The sequence below is a fragment of the Caloramator sp. Dgby_cultured_2 genome, assembly GCF_028872215.1.
Classification (GTDB): Bacteria; Bacillota; Clostridia; order Clostridiales; family Caloramatoraceae; genus Caloramator; species Caloramator australicus.
In genome coordinates this window covers 1,841,520-1,860,834 of the sequence record NZ_CP118396.1, presented here as the reverse complement: position 1 = coordinate 1,860,834, position 19,315 = coordinate 1,841,520, and the positions used below count along the sequence as shown (strand labels likewise).

Annotated in this window: 13 protein-coding genes and 8 pseudogenes; 19 read left to right on the top strand and 2 right to left on the bottom strand. The window is 32.6% G+C overall.

Going from position 1 to position 19,315, the window contains the following annotated elements; translation table 11 throughout:
• The first annotated feature begins 290 nt into the window (after positions 1–290).
• The 19 genes and pseudogenes from PWK10_RS19990 to PWK10_RS12815 all read left to right on the top strand — a co-directional run bounded on the left by PWK10_RS19990 (position 291) and on the right by PWK10_RS12815 (position 15,749).
• Positions 291–3,461, top strand: a pseudogene (locus tag PWK10_RS19990) (metallophosphoesterase).
• A 68-nt stretch (positions 3,462–3,529) separates the two neighbouring features.
• Positions 3,530–3,820 carry an SH3 domain-containing protein gene (locus PWK10_RS19985; protein WP_446715377.1) on the top strand — a complete coding sequence of 97 codons (291 nt, stop codon included), beginning with the start codon at positions 3,530–3,532 and terminating at the stop codon, positions 3,818–3,820.
• Positions 3,821–4,068: 248 nt separating this feature from the next.
• Positions 4,069–5,334 (top strand): sugar ABC transporter substrate-binding protein, encoded by a 1,266-nt coding sequence (locus PWK10_RS12890; protein WP_274766313.1) that lies wholly within the window; start codon positions 4,069–4,071, stop codon positions 5,332–5,334.
• An 84-nt stretch (positions 5,335–5,418) separates the two neighbouring features.
• A complete protein-coding gene (locus PWK10_RS12885; RefSeq protein WP_274766312.1) occupies positions 5,419–6,135 on the top strand; it encodes a hypothetical protein in 717 nt (238 codons plus the stop codon).
• A 5-nt stretch (positions 6,136–6,140) separates the two neighbouring features.
• Positions 6,141–6,689: a carbohydrate ABC transporter permease gene (locus PWK10_RS12880; protein WP_274766311.1), complete on the top strand. Its 549-nt coding sequence runs from the start codon at positions 6,141–6,143 to the stop codon at positions 6,687–6,689.
• A 471-nt stretch (positions 6,690–7,160) separates the two neighbouring features.
• Entirely contained in the window at positions 7,161–7,571 is a 411-nt protein-coding gene (locus PWK10_RS12875) for an ABC transporter permease subunit (protein ID WP_274766310.1), read from the top strand.
• A 131-nt stretch (positions 7,572–7,702) separates the two neighbouring features.
• Positions 7,703–8,221, top strand: coding sequence for a Uma2 family endonuclease (locus tag PWK10_RS12870; RefSeq protein ID WP_342455525.1), 519 nt, complete (start codon positions 7,703–7,705; stop codon positions 8,219–8,221).
• A 62-nt stretch (positions 8,222–8,283) separates the two neighbouring features.
• Positions 8,284–8,975: pseudogene (locus tag PWK10_RS12865) on the top strand (heparan-alpha-glucosaminide N-acetyltransferase).
• A 12-nt stretch (positions 8,976–8,987) separates the two neighbouring features.
• Positions 8,988–10,123, top strand: a pseudogene (locus PWK10_RS12860) (cysteine desulfurase family protein).
• Positions 10,120–11,253, top strand: a pseudogene (thiI, locus tag PWK10_RS12855) (tRNA uracil 4-sulfurtransferase ThiI). Before PWK10_RS12860 ends, thiI begins: the two co-directional pseudogenes overlap by 4 nt.
• 10 nt (positions 11,254–11,263) lie before the next feature.
• Entirely contained in the window at positions 11,264–11,629 is a 366-nt protein-coding gene (locus PWK10_RS12850) for a nitroreductase family protein (protein WP_274766308.1), read from the top strand.
• Positions 11,630–11,634: 5 nt separating this feature from the next.
• Positions 11,635–12,048 (top strand): nitroreductase family protein, encoded by a 414-nt coding sequence (locus PWK10_RS12845; RefSeq protein ID WP_274766307.1) that lies wholly within the window; start codon positions 11,635–11,637, stop codon positions 12,046–12,048.
• A 204-nt stretch (positions 12,049–12,252) separates the two neighbouring features.
• Positions 12,253–13,274 (top strand): annotated as a pseudogene (gene tsaD / locus PWK10_RS12840) (tRNA (adenosine(37)-N6)-threonylcarbamoyltransferase complex transferase subunit TsaD).
• A gap of 252 nt (positions 13,275–13,526) precedes the next feature.
• Positions 13,527–13,808, top strand: a complete 282-nt coding sequence (locus PWK10_RS12835) for a hypothetical protein (protein WP_274766306.1) — start codon at positions 13,527–13,529, stop codon at positions 13,806–13,808.
• 64 nt (positions 13,809–13,872) lie between these two features.
• Positions 13,873–14,013 (top strand): hypothetical protein, encoded by a 141-nt coding sequence (locus PWK10_RS12830; RefSeq protein WP_274766305.1) that lies wholly within the window; start codon positions 13,873–13,875, stop codon positions 14,011–14,013.
• A 269-nt stretch (positions 14,014–14,282) separates the two neighbouring features.
• A complete protein-coding gene (locus tag PWK10_RS12825; RefSeq protein ID WP_274766304.1) occupies positions 14,283–14,678 on the top strand; it encodes a hypothetical protein in 396 nt (131 codons plus the stop codon).
• A gap of 25 nt (positions 14,679–14,703) precedes the next feature.
• A pseudogene (locus PWK10_RS18840) lies at positions 14,704–14,850 on the top strand (histidine kinase dimerization/phospho-acceptor domain-containing protein); the annotation flags it as partial.
• 162 nt (positions 14,851–15,012) lie between these two features.
• Positions 15,013–15,222: an ATP-binding protein gene (locus tag PWK10_RS18835; protein ID WP_342455793.1), complete on the top strand. Its 210-nt coding sequence runs from the start codon at positions 15,013–15,015 to the stop codon at positions 15,220–15,222.
• A gap of 32 nt (positions 15,223–15,254) precedes the next feature.
• Positions 15,255–15,749 carry a response regulator gene (locus PWK10_RS12815; protein WP_274768271.1) on the top strand — a complete coding sequence of 165 codons (495 nt, stop codon included), beginning with the start codon at positions 15,255–15,257 and terminating at the stop codon, positions 15,747–15,749.
• Here PWK10_RS12815 and PWK10_RS12810 read toward each other — a convergent pair.
• Positions 15,740–17,636 (bottom strand): annotated as a pseudogene (locus PWK10_RS12810) (ABC-F family ATP-binding cassette domain-containing protein). The gene PWK10_RS12815 and the pseudogene PWK10_RS12810 sit on opposite strands and share 10 nt — an antisense overlap.
• Before the next feature lie 154 nt (positions 17,637–17,790).
• Positions 17,791–19,178: pseudogene (locus tag PWK10_RS12805) on the bottom strand (ISLre2 family transposase).
• Between the last annotated feature and the right edge of the window lie 137 nt (positions 19,179–19,315).

Genomic DNA, 19,315 nt, shown 5'->3' with positions numbered 1-19,315 from the left:
AAGATAGTTGCTGTATATATTACTGGTAAATTTTCGGGATTTTTAACTTCCGAAATCTCTCCATTTTATTTTACCACTTACAACAATTATATTTGAGATATTTTTTATTAATTTTTCTTTAAATTCGATGAATTTATTAAGTTCCATTTTTGACCTCCTAAGATTAATTTTAACTTAATTATACTATAAAAAGTCATAAAAGTTAAATTTTTTGAAACATAAGAAATATTTACAAACTTTTAAAAAAGGATTATAATTTTAATACACTCTAAAAATACTTCTAGGGGGATATGATGAAAAAGTATTTTAAGGTATTGACCTCATGGATTTTGACGCTTTTAATGATTTTTACAATCCTTGGACCTATTAAAGCTAGTGCAAATTCAGACACAGTTGAAATCCAAATCCTTGCAACAAGTGACCTTCATGGAAGATTTGTATCCTACGATTATGCAACAAACTCAGTTAGCAAAACAGGTAGTCTTGCTCAGATCTTTTCTGCGGTTAAAAAATTCAGAGCACAAAATCCAAACACTATCTTAGTAGACAATGGCGATACAATTCAAGGCAACTCAAATCAGCTATTTAACAATTCTGAAAAACATCCAATGATAGTAGCAATGAACGAAATGGGATACGATACTTGGACATTTGGAAACCATGAATTTAACTATGGTATTCCAACTCTTGAAAAGATAGCTTCCCAATTCAAAGGAAGGGCACTTTGTGGAAACGTATATAAACAGGATGGAACAACATTAGGAGCACCCTATGCAATAATCGAAAGAGGCGGGGTAAAAGTTGGTATAGTAGGTATGGTAACCCCACATATAACAAAGTGGGATGCTGAAAACCTAAAAGGCTATACCGTAACAAATCCAATTGAAGAGACAAGAAAAGTAGTAGATAAGATTAAAGACCAAGTTGACGTTATCATCGCAGTTGAACATATGGGTCCAACCCCTGAGTATGGCAACGACGGTGCAGATGAGCTTGCAAAGGCAGTTCCAGAACTTGCTGCAATTGTTGCAGGACACGCTCATGCAAAGGTTGCTAAAAATGTTGTTAATGGCGTAGTAATTACAGAGCCTACAAGCAACGGCGCACAACTTGCAAGAATTACAATTAAGCTTACAAAGAATGCAAACGGAAAATACGTAATTGCAGATAGAAATACTGACGTAAATTCTGAGCTTATTGATGTTTATACAGGCTCATCTTCATCGCCAACTATTGTTTATGATGAAGATAAAGAGCTTTATGAAAAATTAAAACCATATCATGAAATAGCCCTTGCTGATGCAAATACAGTTATAGGTGAGCTTGTTGGTGGGGATCTAGCTCCAGCCGATGAAATAAAGGGAATTCCACAGGCACAGCTTCAGCCTACAGCAATGATTGAGCTTATAAATAAAGTTCAGATGTATTACGGAAAAGCAGACGTTGCAGCTGCAGCACTATTTAATTCCAGATCCAATATTAAGGCAGGACCTATCAAAAAGTCTGATACATCATTGATTTATCAATATGATAACAGCCTTTATGTTTTAAAAGTAACAGGAAAACAACTCAAAAATACATGGAATGGTCAGCAAGCTATTATAACACATTTAAGCCAGGGGACCTTACAATTTCATTTAATCCAAATATAAGAATATACAACTATGACATGTTCTATGGAGTAAAATATGAAATAGATATTTCAGCAGAACCTGGAAACAGAATAAAGAATTTAAGGTATATGAATGATACTCCTGTTAAGGATGACGATATAATAAAGCTTGCTGTAAACAATTATAGAGCTAATACGCATCTTTTAAACAAGGACACAGGACTATTTAAGGGTGAAAATGTTGAAGTTGTATTTAATTCAGAAGTTGACATGAAGGATACTCCACAGGTTAGAGAAATGATTGCAAAATACATAAAGGAAGTAAAGGGTGGAGTAATTTATCCAGAATGCAGCAACAATTGGAAACTTATAGGCTACAGCTGGGATAAAGATAAACATGATAAAGTTGTAGAGCTTGTAAACAGCGGCAAGATGAGCCTTCCAACTTCAGCAGATGGAAGAACACCAAATGTAAAATCAGTTACATGGGATATGGTTCCGGATATTACAAAAACAATTGAAATAATATCCTTCAACGACTTCCATGGTGCATTAAAGACAGAAGGAAAGAACCCAGGTGCTGCAAAACTTGCAACTGCAATAAAGGATATTAAAAAGAATAACCCTAATACTATAGTTGTTGCAGCAGGAGATATATATCAAGGTTCAGCTATGTCTAACTTACTAAAAGGAAAACCGGTATCTGATATGTTAAAGAATTTAGGAATAGTTGCATCTGCTGTTGGTAACCATGAATTTGACTGGGGCTTGGATTTAATACCAAAGTGGGCAGAAGAAGGTGGCTTTGATTTCTTGGCTGCAAATATTATTGATAAGACCACAGGAAAACCTGTAACATGGGCAAAGCCATATAAGTATGTAACAGTAAATGGCGTAAAGATAGCCTTCCTTGGCCTTGCAACACCAGAGACTGCCTATAAGACAAAACCTGAAAACGTGAAGGACCTTATTTTTGCAGATCCAGTAAAGACAGCTGAAGAATGGGGATATCTAATTAAGAATGGTTATGTTCCTGAAGGAAAGGCAGATATTTTAATTGCATTAACTCATCTTGGAACAGCACAGGATGCTACAACTAAGGTTATATCTGGTGAAGGTGCGGATCTTGCACAGGTTAAATATCTTGATGGTATAATTACAGCCCACACCCATATGACAGTTTCAGGATATGTAAATGGCAAGCCAATCGTTCAAGCATACTATAACGGAAGAACTTTAGGAAAATTAACATTAAAATACAATCACTATGGATACCTTATAGGAATTGAACCTTCAGTTGTATCAGTTAGCACAACTTTAGCTGATGATGCTGAGGTTAAGGCTATATATGATAAGTATGATAAAGACTTAAAACCAATACTTGATGAAGTTATAGGAAAAACTGAAGTTGATTTACCACATGATAGATTCCAGGGCTTATCCCTTCTTGGAGAATGGGTAAGCGATGTTATGAGAAAGAGAGCTGGCGTTCAAATTGGTATTACAAATGGTGGAGGATTAAGAACATCTATTCCAAAGGGAGATATAACCGTTGGAAAGATGTATGAAGTAATGCCCTTTGATAATACTCTTGTTAAGATGGAACTTTCAGGTGCTGATCTTAAGAAGGCAATAGAAAATGGTATAATGAACCAAACAATAGGTTGGGTTCAACTTGCAGGTGTTAAAGTTTACTATGATCCAAACGCTAAGCAGGGTGAAAGAATAACTTCAATGAGGCTTGACGATGGAACAAAGGTGGAAATGGATAAATATTATACCGTTGTTACTAATGACTTTATGTATCAGGGTGGTGACAGTTACGATTTTAAAGGTGCTAAAAATGTAGTAGATACAGGAATTCCAATAAGGGAAGCATTAATTGAAGAGTTAAGAAATGTTAAAGTTATTGCACCAGTGCAGGTTGGATATTTAGTAGCTGGTGAAGACCCAGTTAAAGATGAAGTTAAGGAAGGCAAAGAAGAAAAACCAGTTGAAAATAAACCTGTTATTAAGCCACAGCCAAAGAAATATGTTACTGTTACAGCATCAAGCCTATATGTAAGAAGCTCATACAAGAAGGAAGCAAGAGCAATTGGTTCATTAAAGAAGGGAACAAAGGTTGAAGTAGTAGGACAGGTTGGAAATTGGTTAAAGATTAACTACAAAGGGAAGACAGGATATATATATAAAGCTTATACTAAGTAAAGGGGTAGCATTGCTACCTCTTTATCATTTTTGAAAATTTTAATTAATATATATTTAATATATAGTTGATTTTTATGAAATAAAATTGTTGAAAAAAATCGAATTTAAAAATAATTTTTGAATTGAAAAAATTGAATTAAAGGTGTATAATAAAATTGTTCAAACGTTTTCACAGTGCTTTTGCACTGTGAAATTAAATATTAAAATTGTCCAAGCTTACTTAAAATTAAAATTAAAGGGGGATCTTTATGAAAAAACTTTTAAGCCTTATTTTGGCACTCACATTAGTAGTGTCAGTATTTGCAGGCTGTGCTAAGAAGACTTCAAATGAAACACAAGACCAAGGCAACCAACAACAGGCAGAAGAAATTAAGCCAGAAGAAGGTGCAAGCCTTGTTGTTTGGGAAAGCGACGGACCAGAAGGAGAATTTATAAAGTTTGCAGCACAAGAATTTGAAAACAAATATGGTGTAAAGGTTAAATTTGAACCAGTTGATCATACTCAAACATCAGGAAAGTTACAACAAGATGGACCTGCAGGCGTTGGCGCTGACATAATTTCAGCTCCACATGACCACGTTGGTAAAATGGTAGCAGCAGGTTTAATTCAACCAAATCATAATCCTGATAGATTCAAGAATGACTTCCTCGAAGCAGCTATTAACGGTGTAAGCTATGAAGGAACAATTTATGGATATCCAACAGCAATAGAAACATATGCGTTATTCTATAACAAGGACATAGTAAAGGAAGCACCAAAGACTTTTGAAGAAATAGTTGAATTTGCAAAGACTTATAACAATCCAAAGGAAAAGAAATATGCTTTAATGTGGGATGTTGGAAACTCATACTTCTCACATTGCTTCTTAACAGCATTTGGAGGATATGTATTTGGAGATAATGGAACAAATAAGGACGATATCGGATTAAATAACGAAGGTGCAGTTGAAGGTGCTAAGTATTTTAAATCATTAAGAAGTATATTTGATGTAAAGCAAAAGGATGCTAACTATCAATTCATGGATGGGCAATTTGCAGCAAAGAAAGCTGCTATGATAATCAATGGACCATGGGCAGTTGCAGGATATCAAAAGGCTGGAGTTAACTTTGGTGTTGCTCCACTTCCAACAATGAATGGAAAGCAGCCAATATCATTCTCAGGAATCAGAGGATTATACTTAAGCTCATTTACAAAGTATCCTAATGCTGCTAAACTTTTCTTGGATTTTGTAACTTCAGATGAGATGCTTTTAAAGAGATTCGAAATGACGAGACAAATACCTCCAGTTAAAGCATTAATGGATAAGCAAGAGATAAAGGATGACCCAATAGTTGCAGGATTTATGGCTCAAGCACAAAACTCAACTCCAATGCCATCAATACCACAAATGGCTCTTGTTTGGGAACCAATGGCTGCAGCATATTCAGCTATTTGGGATGGAAAGATGGAACCAAAGGCAGCTCTTGATAAGGCTGTTCAAACTATAAAGGACGCAATAGCTTCACAAAAATAATTTATTATTTAAAATTTAATGGCATGGAAGTTTACTTCCATGCCTTATATTTAAAATGAGGATTTGTTTTTAGGAGGGAAAAGGATGGAGAAAAAGAAAAAGTCGATGCTTTTATCTGCACTTTTCATGGGACTAGGACAGATATACAATAAGCAGTATATAAAAGGAATATCTTTTATGTTGGTTGAAATTTTAGCTTTAATTAATATCCCTAATTTTGCTAATGCTTTTTGGGGATTGTATACTTTGGGTGAAGTAAAGTTTCATTATGTTAACGGGAAAGCTGTTTTTGATCATTCAATATTTTTAATGCTTCAAGGCCTAATAGCTGTGTTAATATTGCTTTTAGTAATATTTTTATATTTATTTAATATTAAAGATGCAGGAGTTAATGCTGAAAGGATTGAATATAAAAAACTGACAATACATGATAAATTAGATAGAATGTTTCCCTATATTGTTTTAACTCCTGGACTTTTGTCTCTTATGTTTTTAATTTTATTACCAATAATATTTACTGTTCTTGTCGCATTTACAAACTTTTCAGCACCTTATCATTTACCACCAAGGAATCTAGTTGATTGGGTTGGATTTAGTAATTTTAAAGATCTTTTTAGTATGGATATATGGAGCACAACACTTAAGGGAACAATAAAATGGACAATTATTTGGGCATTTTTAGCAACTTTTACGAGTTATTTTGGTGGACTATTTTTGGCTATGCTAATAAATTCTGCTGAGGTTAAAATAAAAAGTTTTGGAGAAGTATTTTTATATTGCCCTATGCTATCCCAGGGTTAATATCAATGCTTGTTATGAGGCTTATGTTCAGTGGACCAGGAATAATAAATGACATGATAGAAAAAATTGGATTGCCAAGGATAGATTGGTTAACAGAACCTTTAAATGCAAAAATAGTGTTAGTATTAATTAATCTTTGGTTAGGTGCACCTTACTTTATGGCTCTTATGACAAGTATATTAACTAATATATCTAGGGATTTATATGAGTCCGCAGATATAGATGGTGCAACAGGATTTCATAAGTTTTTCCATATAACATTACCTTTAGTTTTTTATTCAACAGCACCATTAATTATTATGAGTTTTGCATACAATTTTAATAACTTTATGTTAATTTATGCAGTAACTGATGGAGGACCTGTAAATCCTGAATATAGGTATGCAGGACATACAGATTTATTGATTTCCTGGATATATAAAATGACTTTAGATCAACAACAATACCATATGGCGTCGGTTGTTACTATTTTAATTTTCTTAATGATAGCACCTATCGTAGCATATTCATTCACTAGAACAAGGTCATTTAAAGAGGAGGATTTGATACAATGATGGTTTCTAATATTGAAAGAAAGGAATTTATTAGTCCTTCATATAAAAAGAAATTAAGTCCTAAAAAAATGATATTAAGAATATTTTTATATACTTTTTGATAATACATTCAATTGTTGTATTATTCCCTGTTGTTTGGACGATTGGTTCATCATTAAATCCAGGTAATAGCTTATATAGTTCTACTATGTTTCCTAAGAATCCTACTTTTATTCATTATAAAGAACTCTTTACAAAAACAGATTATCCAATTTGGTATATGAACACATTGAAAATTGCTTTTATGAATATGATTTTATCTGTGATACTAACTTCTTTTACAGCTTATGTTTTGTCAAGGTTTAAATTTAAAGGAAAGAAGTTAACACTAATGACAATACTTGTTTTACAAGTATTTCCAAGCTTTTAACTCTTACTGCTATCTATGTTTTGTTAATGCAATTAAATCTATTAAATACACACATTGGATTGGTGCTATTTTATGCTGGAGCACAAATTCCAGGCAATACATGGGTAGTCAAAGGATATCTTGACCAAATTCCAAGAAGTTTAGATGAAGCGGCAAGAGTTGATGGGGCTTCAAACTTTACAACCTTTACAAAGATCATAATGCCACTTGCAAAACCAATTATTGTTTTTCTTGCATTGACAAGTTTTACAGGACCATGGATGGACTTCATTTTCCAAAGATTGGTTTTAAGAACTGCTGATAAGAAAACATTAGCAGTAGGACTCTTAGAAATGGTTACAGGACAAGCAAATACTAAATTTACAACCTTTGCAGCAGGTGCAATTTTAGTTGCCATACCGATTGTTATTATATTTACATTTATTCAAAAATATATAATTGAAGGATTATCTGCAGGTGCAGTAAAGAGCTGATATAGTTTTCTAATATTTGAATTGAAATATTGTTTTTAAAGGGCTATCTTCTAATGGTAGCCCTTTTTCTATTGCTAAAAATACCTTGTTTATGTAATATTAAATTAAACAATGATTATGGAGTTGGTGTTATGGGTGAAGCATTTAAGAGAATTGAAACAAAGATGACATATAAAGAATACTTAAATTTACCTGAGGGTGAAAGAGTTGAACTTATAGATGGTTATGTTTATAATATGGTGGCGCCATCAAGAATTCACCAAGAAGTTTCCATGAATCTTTCAAGGATATTTTCAAATTTTCTTTTGGGCAAAGAATGCAAGGTTTATGCAGCACCCTTTGATGTAAGGTTAATAAAAGAAGGACAGAGGGAGGATGAGGCTGATACTGTTGTTCAGCCGGATTTATCTATAATTTGTGATAAATCTAAACTTGATGAAAGGGGATGCAAGGGTGCCCCGGATATGATTATAGAAATAGTATCTCCTTCAACTGCATCAATAGACTATATTAAAAAGCTAAACTTATATGAAAAATTTAAAGTAAAGGAATATTGGATAGTAAATCCCATCGAAAAAATAGTTATAGTTTTTTGCTTAATAATAACGGAGAATATGGAAAACCTAAAATTTATGGAGAGGAAGATATAGCTAAAGTGGAAATATTTGAAGACTTTAGTATAAATGTAGGTGAAATTTTTAAATTTTAAAGGATGGGGAAGGATGAAAAAAGAATTTTTGAACTTGATCTTTTAAGATTTATAGCCATAATAATAATGTTAATATATCATTTAGCATATGATATAAAGTATTATTGGCCTAAAGATATTAATTTAGAAGGTTTATTTTGGATAATTATAGCAAATATAGGACAATTTCTATTCATTTTTGTTGCTGGAATATCCAGCGGATTTAGCAAAAACTCATTTAAAAGGGGATTAAGAGTATTTGGGATAGGGATTTTAGTTACCATAGCAACTTATATCTTTATAGAATACGAATATGTAAGATTTGGCATACTCCACTTTTTAGGTGTTTGCATGATGCTATATCCTTTGCTGTCTAAACTCAATAATAGAATTTTAATTCCTTTTGTAATTATTTCTTATTATTTAGGATATGTATTTAAAAATATTACTGTTGATACTTTTTATTATTACCCTTTGGGCTCTACTATAATGGCTTTGCATCAATTGATTATTTCCCTATATTCCCATATATTTCTTACTTTATTTTAGGTATAGTAGCCTACAAAAGCATTTACTCTAAAGGGAGAAGGCTTTTTAATGTTAATAGAGAATTTAAGGCTTTAGAATTTATAAGTAGAAATTCGCTTTTTATATATATCATTCATCAGCCAGTATTCTTAGTGATAATCTATTTACTAAGAAATCTACAAAAATAGGGAGGAATACTTATGATATATTTTGATAATAGTGCAACAACAAGGCCATATAAAGAAGTTGTTGATGAAGTTTTAGACTGCCTTATAAATAACTTTGGGAATCCATCCTCTGCCCACAAACTTGGAATTGAAGCGGAGAAAAAATAAGCCTTGCAAGGGAGAGGGTAGCAAGGCTAATAAACGCTGACCCTAATGAAATATATTTTACTTCAGGTGGAACAGAGGCAAACAATACTGTTTTAAAGGGCCTTTTAAAAAGGGAGACCATGTTATAACTTCCTCCATCGAACATAAAAGCGTTAAAGAGGCTGTAAAACAGCTCGAGGATGAGGGCATTGAGGCTACATATCTTTCTGTTGATAAGGATGGTATAATCGACCTTAATGAGCTTGAAAGATCAATTAAAGATAATACAAGGCTTGTTACGATAATGTATGTAAATAATGAAATAGGTTCCATACAGCCAGTTGAGGAGATAATAAAGATAGTAAGATCAAAGAGTAAAAAGGCAAGGATTCATTTTGATGCAGTTCAGGCATTAGGAAAGATAAAGATAGATGTAAAAAAATTGGATGTTGATTTTTATCTTTAAGTAGCCATAAAATACATGGTCCAAAGGGTGTTGGAGCTTTATTCATAAGAAAAGATTTAAAATTAAAATCCCTATTAACCGGTGGAGGTCAGGAAAAGGATTTAAGGTCAGGAACTGAAAACGTTCCAGGTATCGCAGGGTTTGGTGTTGCTGCTGAAATTGCATATAATAATATTGAAGAAAACATGAAAAAGGTTAAGGAAATAAAAAGACATTTTATAGAAAGGCTAAAGGAGATTGAGGATATTAGAATAAACAGCCCACAGGATGAAAAGCATATAGATAATATACTTAGCGTATCCTTCTTAGGGGTTAGAGGGAAGTTCTCTTACATGGCCTTGAGGATTATGAAATTTATGTTTCTACTGGTTCAGCATGCTCAGCTAAAAGGGCTGGACAAAGGAACTATGTTCTTCCTTCAATAGGACTTAATGAAAAAGAAGTTGAAGGAACAATAAGGTTTAGCTTTTCCCACATGAATGAATTGGAAGAGGTTGATAAAACAATCGACGCATTAAAGAACTTGTTAAAATTTTTGAGGAGGTTCAAAAGATGAAAAAGATTTTAGTAAAGTATTCTAGTGAAATAACCTTAAAGGGACTAAATAGGAAAACCTTTGAGGACCTTTTAATAAAAAATATAAGGCAAAGAATAGGAAAGGAAGCAAATATAATAAAAGAGTCTGGGAGAATTATAATAGAAAACTACACCGATGAAACAATAGAAAAGCTAAGAAAAGTATTTGGAGTTTTAGGTGTGGCAGAGGCAACGGTTGTTGAAAAGGATGTTGAAAAAATATGCGAAGCTGCAGTTGATCATATGAAAAAATTAATTTTAAAACCTTTAAGGTAGAATGTAAAAGGCAGGATAAAAGTTTCCCATTAAACTCCCTTGAACTTTCTAAAAAAGTTGGGGAGCAATATTAAAGAATATAAAGGATATTTCCGTTGATGTTCATGATCCGGAAGTTACTTTAATGATAGAAATAAGAAAGGATGCATATATTTATTCAAACTACTTAGAAGGTCAGGGGGTATGCCCTATAAAAGTGCAGGCAAAGGTGTATTGCTTTTATCCGGTGGAATCGACAGCCCGGTTGCAGGATACATGCTTGCCAAAAGAGGTCTTGAACTTGTAGGGGTTTATTACCATAGCCACCCATATACAAGCGAGAGGGCAAAGGAAAAGGTAATAAGCCTTGCAAAGAAACTATCAGAATACACAGGTTCCTTTAAATTATATGTAGTTCCCTTTACAAAGATCCAAATGGAGATAATAGAAAAATGTCGTGAGGATGAACTTACAATAATAATGAGAAGATTCATGATGAGTATTGCCGAGGAAATAGCAAGAAAAGAAGGAGCTCTTTGCCTTGCAACTGGCGAGAGCTTAGGACAGGTAGCAAGCCAAACTTTAGAGAGCATGTTTGTTACAAACAGTGTAGTTGCGATGCCTGTATTTAGACCGCTTGTTGGAATGGATAAGGTGGATATTATGGATATTGCAAGGGAAATAGGAACATATGATATCTCAATACTTCCTTATGAGGACTGCTGCACTATTTTTGTTCCAAAACATCCAAAGACAAAACCGAGACTACAAGATATTGAGAAATCAGAAGAAGCATTAGATATTAAGGCTTTAATTGATGATGCTGTAAATAATGTTGAGATTATTAATATCTAGGAGGATATTTATGGGGGAATATGAGGCCATATTTAAGAGAAAATCAGTAAGAAAATATCAAGAAGAACCAATTACAGTTGCAGAGCTTGAAGAAGTTTATGAGCTTATATCTAGACACCCAAAATTATATAACATAGATATGGAACTGCATCTTGTTGAAAATGGAAGCCAATTTTTAGATTTACTAAAAGGAGTTATAGGAAGCTATGGCAAAATAATTGCACCCCATTATTTAATTGCAACGTCAGAGATAAAGGAGGGCTATCTTGAAAACGTGGGTTATGCCCTGGAATATATCGTGCTTAAAATGACTGAGATGGGACTTGGAACATGTTATATTGGGGGATTATACGATAAGAAAAATGTAAAAAGATAATTAAAATGAAGGATAGCCATCAGCCAGTTATTGTAGTGGCTTTTGGCTATCCTAAGGATGCAACGGACTATATAAAACTTATTATAGGATCTAAAAGAAGAATGGAATTAGAAAAGTTTTGTTTTGGGGATTTTGATAATACCTGGAGGTTTATAATGGATGCTGTAAGGCTTTCACCTTCAGCCATGAATAGCCAGCCCTGGAGATTTTATAAGAATCAAAATGTTATCGATATGTATATTAAAAGTTCCAAAAATATTTTTCACATGATTGAAATGAATAGAATTGATGCAGGGATAGCCCTTCAACACTTAAATATTGCTGCCAGATATTTCGACATTAATTTAAACTTTAAGAGGCTTGCAAACAAAGAAAAAGAAGGATGTATCTATATAACTAGTATAATCGAAAAGGAATAAAAAAATCCCGGGGGATCCCGGGTTGATTGGGTAAATGGGTTGGGGTTTTTTGTTGCCGCAATTATATTATAGCATCATTTTTGATTTTGTGTGTTAAGATTTTGTAAAAATCAGCATTTTTTTGACGAAAAATGTAGAAAAATCTTTCGACATAAATTAGTATTATATAGAAAATATATAGTTTTCATTAAAGGAGAGGGTCGAATGAAGGAATTTTTGACTTTAGGAATTGAAACAAGCTGCGATGAAACTTCGGTAGCTGTCGTAAAAGATGGTAGGGAGGTTTTATCTAATATAATTTACTCGCAAATAGATATCCATAAAAAGTTCGGAGGGGTAGTGCCTGAAGTAGCCTCAAGAAAGCATGTTGAAATAATTAGTCTTATTATGAAGGAAGCCCTTGATAAAGCAAACGTTTTATTAGATGATATAAACTTAATTGCTGCAACCTATGGCCCAGGCCTTGTTGGTGCCCTTTTAGTTGGATTATCCTTTGCTAAGGGACTTTCTTTTTCGACAAAAAGCCGTTTATTGGAGTTAATCATATTGAAGGACATATTTGTGCAAATTATATAGAACATAAGGATTTAGAACCACCTTTTTTATGCCTTGTGGTATCGGGAGGGCATACTCATCTTGTATATGTTAAGGGTTACGATTCCTATGAGATATTAGGAAAAACAAGGGATGATGCTGCTGGAGAGGCCTTTGACAAAATAGCAAGAGCTTTAGATTTAGGATATCCTGGTGGACCTTTAATAGATAGATTAGCCAAAGAAGGTAATGAAGATGCAATTGATTTTCCAAGGGCCTATTTAGAAGAGGATTCCTTTGATTTTTCCTTTAGTGGATTAAAATCAGCTGTTTTAAACTATTTAAATAAAATGAAGATGCAGGGGATAGAAGTTAAAAAGGAGGATGTAGCAGCAAGTTTTCAAAAGTCTGTGGTGGAGGTATTATCAAACAAAACGATATGGGCAGCAAAGAAAATTAACGTAAATAAAATCGCCCTTGCAGGCGGAGTTGCTGCAAATTCAAGATTGAGAAAAGAACTTGAAAATTTAAGCAAGAAAAATGGATTCAAGTTTTATTATCCGTCAAATATACTATGCACAGACAATGCAGCTATGATAGCATCAAGTGGATATTTTTCATACAAAAGCGGCAGACAATCGCAGCTCTCATTAAATGCCTTTCCTAATCTAAAGATTGGGGAAAGATTGTAGAAAACCTGTTAAGTTCATATCAAATTTTGTGGACAAGGTGTTAGGTTTGTTGAAAATTTACTGTGGATAATGTGGAAAATATCCCTACAACCTTTGAAGTTTAAGACAAAATTATGTGGATAAGTTTGTGGATTGTGTGGATAATTTACATAATATTTTTATTTTTTATCGTTTTGTACAAAATGTCTATTGATAAGGTAAGGGGATTATTAGTAAAATATTTGTAGAAGATTGTAGAATCAGGAGGAATTTATGGAGCTGGATAAATACTTCAAGGATGGGGTTAGATATCATTTAATTTCTTCAGATGATGATAATGTTGTCGATATTATAGCTCTTTATTTTGATTGGGCCCTTAGAAACAATAAAAAGTGTATTTTTTATAGACACAATCAAAATATAAATGAGCTAGAGTTTTTTTGGAGCAGTGCGGATATAATTTTAATTCTCTTGTTGAAGGTGGAAGGCTTGTTATTGATTCTGCTTATGATTATTTTGTTGACAAAAAGGTTTACATTAATACCCACCTTTTAGTTGAAACAATAAAATCAGCTTTAGCTGAAGGTTTTTCAGGGGTGGCTATTGTAGCTGATCGGGAATGTTTTTTGAAAGCGAATATGCTGAGGATAAATTATATTACTATGAAAAGAAACTAGATGATATATTTAAATCCTATCCAGTATCAGCACTTTCAATATATAATATCGATAAATTTGGTGTTGATGGCTTTTTGCGATAACCCACCTAAATCCAAATTTCATATACAAGGTAATTAATGAAATATTTGTTCATAATAAGGATATTGTAAGTTTTTCCTATGAGGAAACCCTAGGCATAGTTTACACCTTCTTAAAACGAAGGGAAAAATCAGTAAGGGAGAATAAGATATTTGGATTTATAAGCAACTTATCCACGGAAATTTCTTATAAAAGGGATGAAAGGGAAATAATCGAAACCACCCTAAAGTATATATGCAATACTAACTATGCCTCCTTTGGTCTTGTTGATTTGTCTCCAAGTTTAGAACAGGTTAGTGATATCATAGCTTATAATGTTCCTGAAAAGATGATTGAACTTTATTATACGCAGCAAATAAAAAGTAGAATAGAAAAATACTTTAATAAAGTAAAATATATACTAATTAATACCGAGGATGTAGAAGAAAGGTTTAAGGAAATATTGAATAAATATAATATATTTACCTGTGCAATATTGCCGATAAAATATAATGATATTAATTTTGGATATTTATGGTTAGCATCGAGGGATGTAAATAACACCTTAAATGAAAATGCGGAGTTTTTATATAAAGTTTGTGAAACAGTTGCTAAAATGATACTTCAGTTTAAAAACTACAAAAAATTCAAGATGGTATGCTTCTTGCCAGTAAACTTCAAGCTTTAGGGGAGCTTACGGGGGAGTTGCCCACGAATTTAACAACATTTTAACCCCTATCCTTGGATATGTCCAGGTTCTTAAAGATAAAATTGACGATAAAGAGCTTATTAAGTATTTAGACATGATAGAGGAAAGCGCAAAGGATGGAGCTAAAATAGTAAAAAGAATACAGGAATTTTCAAGCAGAAGAAATAAGGTTGTTGAATATGTTGATATAGATAAGGCTATCATCCATTCAGTAGAGATCACTAAACCTAAATGGGTCTATGAAGCTCAAGTTGAAGATAAAAAAATAGATGTTTTATTGGATTTAAAATCAGGTGCTTTCGTTGAAGGAATTGTGACGGAGGTAAGGGAAGTTTTTGTAAATTTAATCTCAAATGCGGTTGATGCAATGCCTAACGGAGGAAAGATAGAAATAAATTCCTATAATGAGGATAAATACGTTGTTATTAAAGTAAAAGATACAGGAATAGGAATGAGCAAAGAAGTTTTAGCAAGGATATTTGAGCCCTTTTTACAACTAAAAACGAAAGGGGCAATGGTTTAGGACTTCATATTGTTTATAACATTATAACTTCTATGGATGGAACGATAGAGGTTGAAAGTAGAGAAAATTACGGTTCAGAGTTTACGATAAAACTACCTATAAGGGAGATTAAGGTAAAGGAAAAAGAAAATACATTAAGTTGCAGCGAAAGCAATAGCTTAAAGATATTAATCATTGATGATCAGGTCCATGTTGCCAATGCTGTCAATGAGATGTTAAGCCTATTAGGTCATGATTGTTCAGTTGTAACTGATAACGGAGAAATAGAACATGTTCTAAAATCAAAAAGCTTTGACGCTGTTATTTGTGACCTTGCTATGCCGGGAATAACAGGAGTTGAGATAGCCAAAAGAATAAAAGAACAATATCCTAAAACCTTTTTTATTCTTATGACAGGTTGGCTTGGCAAATTAAAGGAAGAGGATTTAATTTATGTGGATGAAATAATGCAAAAGCCCTTCTCAATTGAGGAGCTAAGAAAGGCCATAGAAAAATTCAGGCTGTCCGATAGGACAGCCTATATTTGATTAATAAGCTCTTCCCATTTGTTATAAAGTTCGTTTAATGTATTTTTGTTAGTGTTTAATTCTTTTGTAACCTCAATTACTTTTTCTGAATTAGAATAAATTTCTTCTTTGCATAGCATTTCTTCAAGACTACTTATATGATTTTCTATTTCTTCTATTTTTGATTCAATTGTTTTTAATTCTTCCTCAAAAGCCTTTTTCTGTCTTTTAATTTCGTTGAGTTTTTTCTTTCTTCTCTTATTTGTGTTTTGGTTTTTCCTTGAGTAAAGATTATATCTTCATCTTTTGAGTTTTTCTTTTGGAGATAGTAATCAAAATTTCCTAAGTATTCACAAATAGATTGTCCATCAAACTCGAGGATTTTTTCGAATATTTTATTTAAAAAATATCTGTCATGGGATATTGCAAATATAGTTCCGTCGTATTCTAAAAGTGCCCTTTCGAGGGCTTCCCTTGAAAATATATCAAGGTGATTTGTAGGCTCATCAAGAAGAAGGAAATTGGGCCTTTTTAACATAATCTTTAAAAGAGATAACCTTGCCCTTTCACCACCGGATAGGGATGAAACAGGTTTGAATACATCATCCCCTGTAAATAAAAATGCTGCAAGATAATTTCTAATCTGTGTTGTTGTAAGGTCAGGGTATTCATCCCAAACTTCTTCAAGGACGGTTTTTCTAATGATAGATTGTTCTGCTCCTGATCATAATATCCGATATGAAGATTTTTACCAAGTTTTACAAAGCCCATATCATAATCTTCTAATCCACATATTATTTTAAAAGGGTAGTTTTCCCTTTACCGTTAGGACCAATTAGGGCAACCCTTTCTTTGCGTTTGATGCTAAAGGAAATATTCTCAAACAAAACTTTTTCATAGGACTTTTTAAATTTTCAACGGTTAAAACGTCAAAGCCGCTTTGGACTTTTACTTCAAATTTTAACCCTATACTTTTTTCCTTCAAATTAGGTTTTTCAATTCTTTCTATTTTGTTTAACATTTTTTCTTTACTTTCAGCCTGTTTTATGCTCTTTTCTCTGTTAAAGGATCGGAACCTTTCTATCATTTCTTCAAGGCGCCTAATTTCCTTTTGCTGAAGTTCATAGTCCTTAAGTTTTTCTTCAAGCCGTTTTTGTCTTTCGTTAATGAAGAATGTATAATTGCCGTTGTATTCTTCTATGATTCCATCTATTAATTCAAAGGTTTTGCTTGTAACCACATCTAAAAAGTATCTATCGTGGGATATTATTATGCAGCTTCCCTTAAATTCCTTTAAAAATTTTCTAAAAAGAAATGGCATCTAAATCAAGATGATTTGTAGGTTCATCAAGAAGCATAATGTCAGGTTTTTTAAGTAGAAGCTTTGCTAAAGAAAGTCTGGTTTTTGTCCTCCAGAAAGATAAACAACCTTTTTATTAAAATCCTCCTGTTTTATTCCAAGTCCAGTTAAAACTTTTTTACTTCACTTGTCTATAGCATATCCGTTTAAACCCTCGAAGCTTTCCATTAAAGTGCCATATTCCTCAAGAAGCATATTGTGTTTTAGAGAATCAGTTTCTTTAGAGATAAGAACTTCAAGTTCTCTTAGTCTTTTTCGATTGATTTAATATTATTAAAAACACTCATTGCTTCCTCAAATACGGTATTTTCCTCATCAAAATCTACGATTTGGGATAAAAGTCCTATGGTTTTGCCGCTGCTTATAAAAATAGAGCCGCTATCTGGTTCAAGCTGTTTTGATAATATTTTAAACAAAGTTGTTTTACCTGCTCCATTTTTTCCTACAAGTCCTACTTTTTCATTATCTTCTATTTTAAAGTTTACGTCCTTTAGAATAACATCCACACCATAGGATTTTGATATATTTTGTGCTTCTAAAATAACCATAGTTTCACCTCAACCTTCATAAGGTATTTTACAATATATAAGGCATCTTTTCAAATCAAATAATTTGCTAGATAGTGTCAAGATATTGTAGGTTAATTTTTATAGACAACCCCCTAAAATGTTTAAAATCAAGACTTTCGTAAACTTTTAAACTTTAAATTATATTTTCATATTTAATTGATTTTAATATCTTATACATCGGTGTTACTTTTCCAATGTTTAATATTGTTATATTATTTATTCCTTCTCGTGAAGAATTATTTATTCTTTTAATTGTTTCTTTTATCTTCTTTTTATTTAATCTAAATGTTTCAACATCTTCCTTGTATATACTTATTTCCCTTAAATTACCTCCATTCCTGCTAAATACCCTTAGCTTTGCCATTATCTTTAATCCCTCTTTACTCCATCCTAATGGCCTACTGCTTAATCTCGCTGATAATACATGGCTTATATGCCCTTCTGCACTGCATCCTATTACATCCTCGTCCTCTTTATATATTACTATCCCTTCCCAGTTATTTAATATATATCTCCTTGCTTCTTTTGCTCTCTCCTTTTCTGTCTTAGTTTCTGCTATATTTATTAACTCCTTAAATATCTCCCTTAAAACCTTCTTATCCCCTTCATTTATCGCTCCCCATATCTTTTGCCTATATTCTTCTCGCTTTGCTGTCCCTCTTATTATGTATTTGTTCAAATGATATCTATCTAATACAAATTTCGCTTTCGGAATCCATTCCATTCCTTCCTTTATCCATCTTGCTCCATCTCCTGCTATGTATATCTTTTCTATGCTCTCTATTTCATAATTGTCATACACATAATTCGCTACATCTATCCATATTTCTTCAGCTTCTACACCAACGTATGCTTTGTAATATACATTCTTTAATTCGTTTCTCCCATTTTTGCTTTGCCTTCCTTCATGTATATATACAAGCCTTGGCATCTCCTTCTTCCCATCCTGCAATGCCACATGATCCTCATCTGCTTCTATGTATAGCACCCTTACTTTCCTCTTTTCTTTTACTTCCCTTTTACTTCTACTTCTCCTACCTGTCTTATTGCATTAAATACTGTCTGTCTACTTAGTTTCTCCGGACATGTTATTTTACTACTCTCCTCATAGGACATATTAATTGCGTTCTCCACCAGCTTTATCTTTACTTCTTTATCTACCTTCTCATGTTTGCTTATCCCTATAATTTCATCAAGTAAATATCTATATTCCCCATTCTTCTTAGATTTGTAATACGTTCTTGCATATTCTATTTCGCCTAGCATTGTTACAATCTTTTTCTTGTCTTTCCTTTCTACTACCCATCCCTTTTTCCTTTTTTCATCTTCTTTAATCGTTTTATCTAATTCTTCTAAAAAGTCCTTTATTATGTTTGCTCCTAATTCATCAGTCATTTTTTTAACTACATCAACAAGTTTTGTTAGATCCCATTCTTTTGATATAGTTTCTTCAACATTTTTTATTAATTTAGTAGTGAAATTTATTAAATGTTGTTGTATAATATTATTCAAAAGAGACACCCCCTTATTGGTTTGTGTGTTTTTTCACTTTTATTTTATCACAGGGGTTGTCTCTTTTAAATTTTTGTCTTTTTTCGTCCTACAATAATTTTACACTATGAATTTGCTATATAATTAAATAAAAGTGCTATAATTTT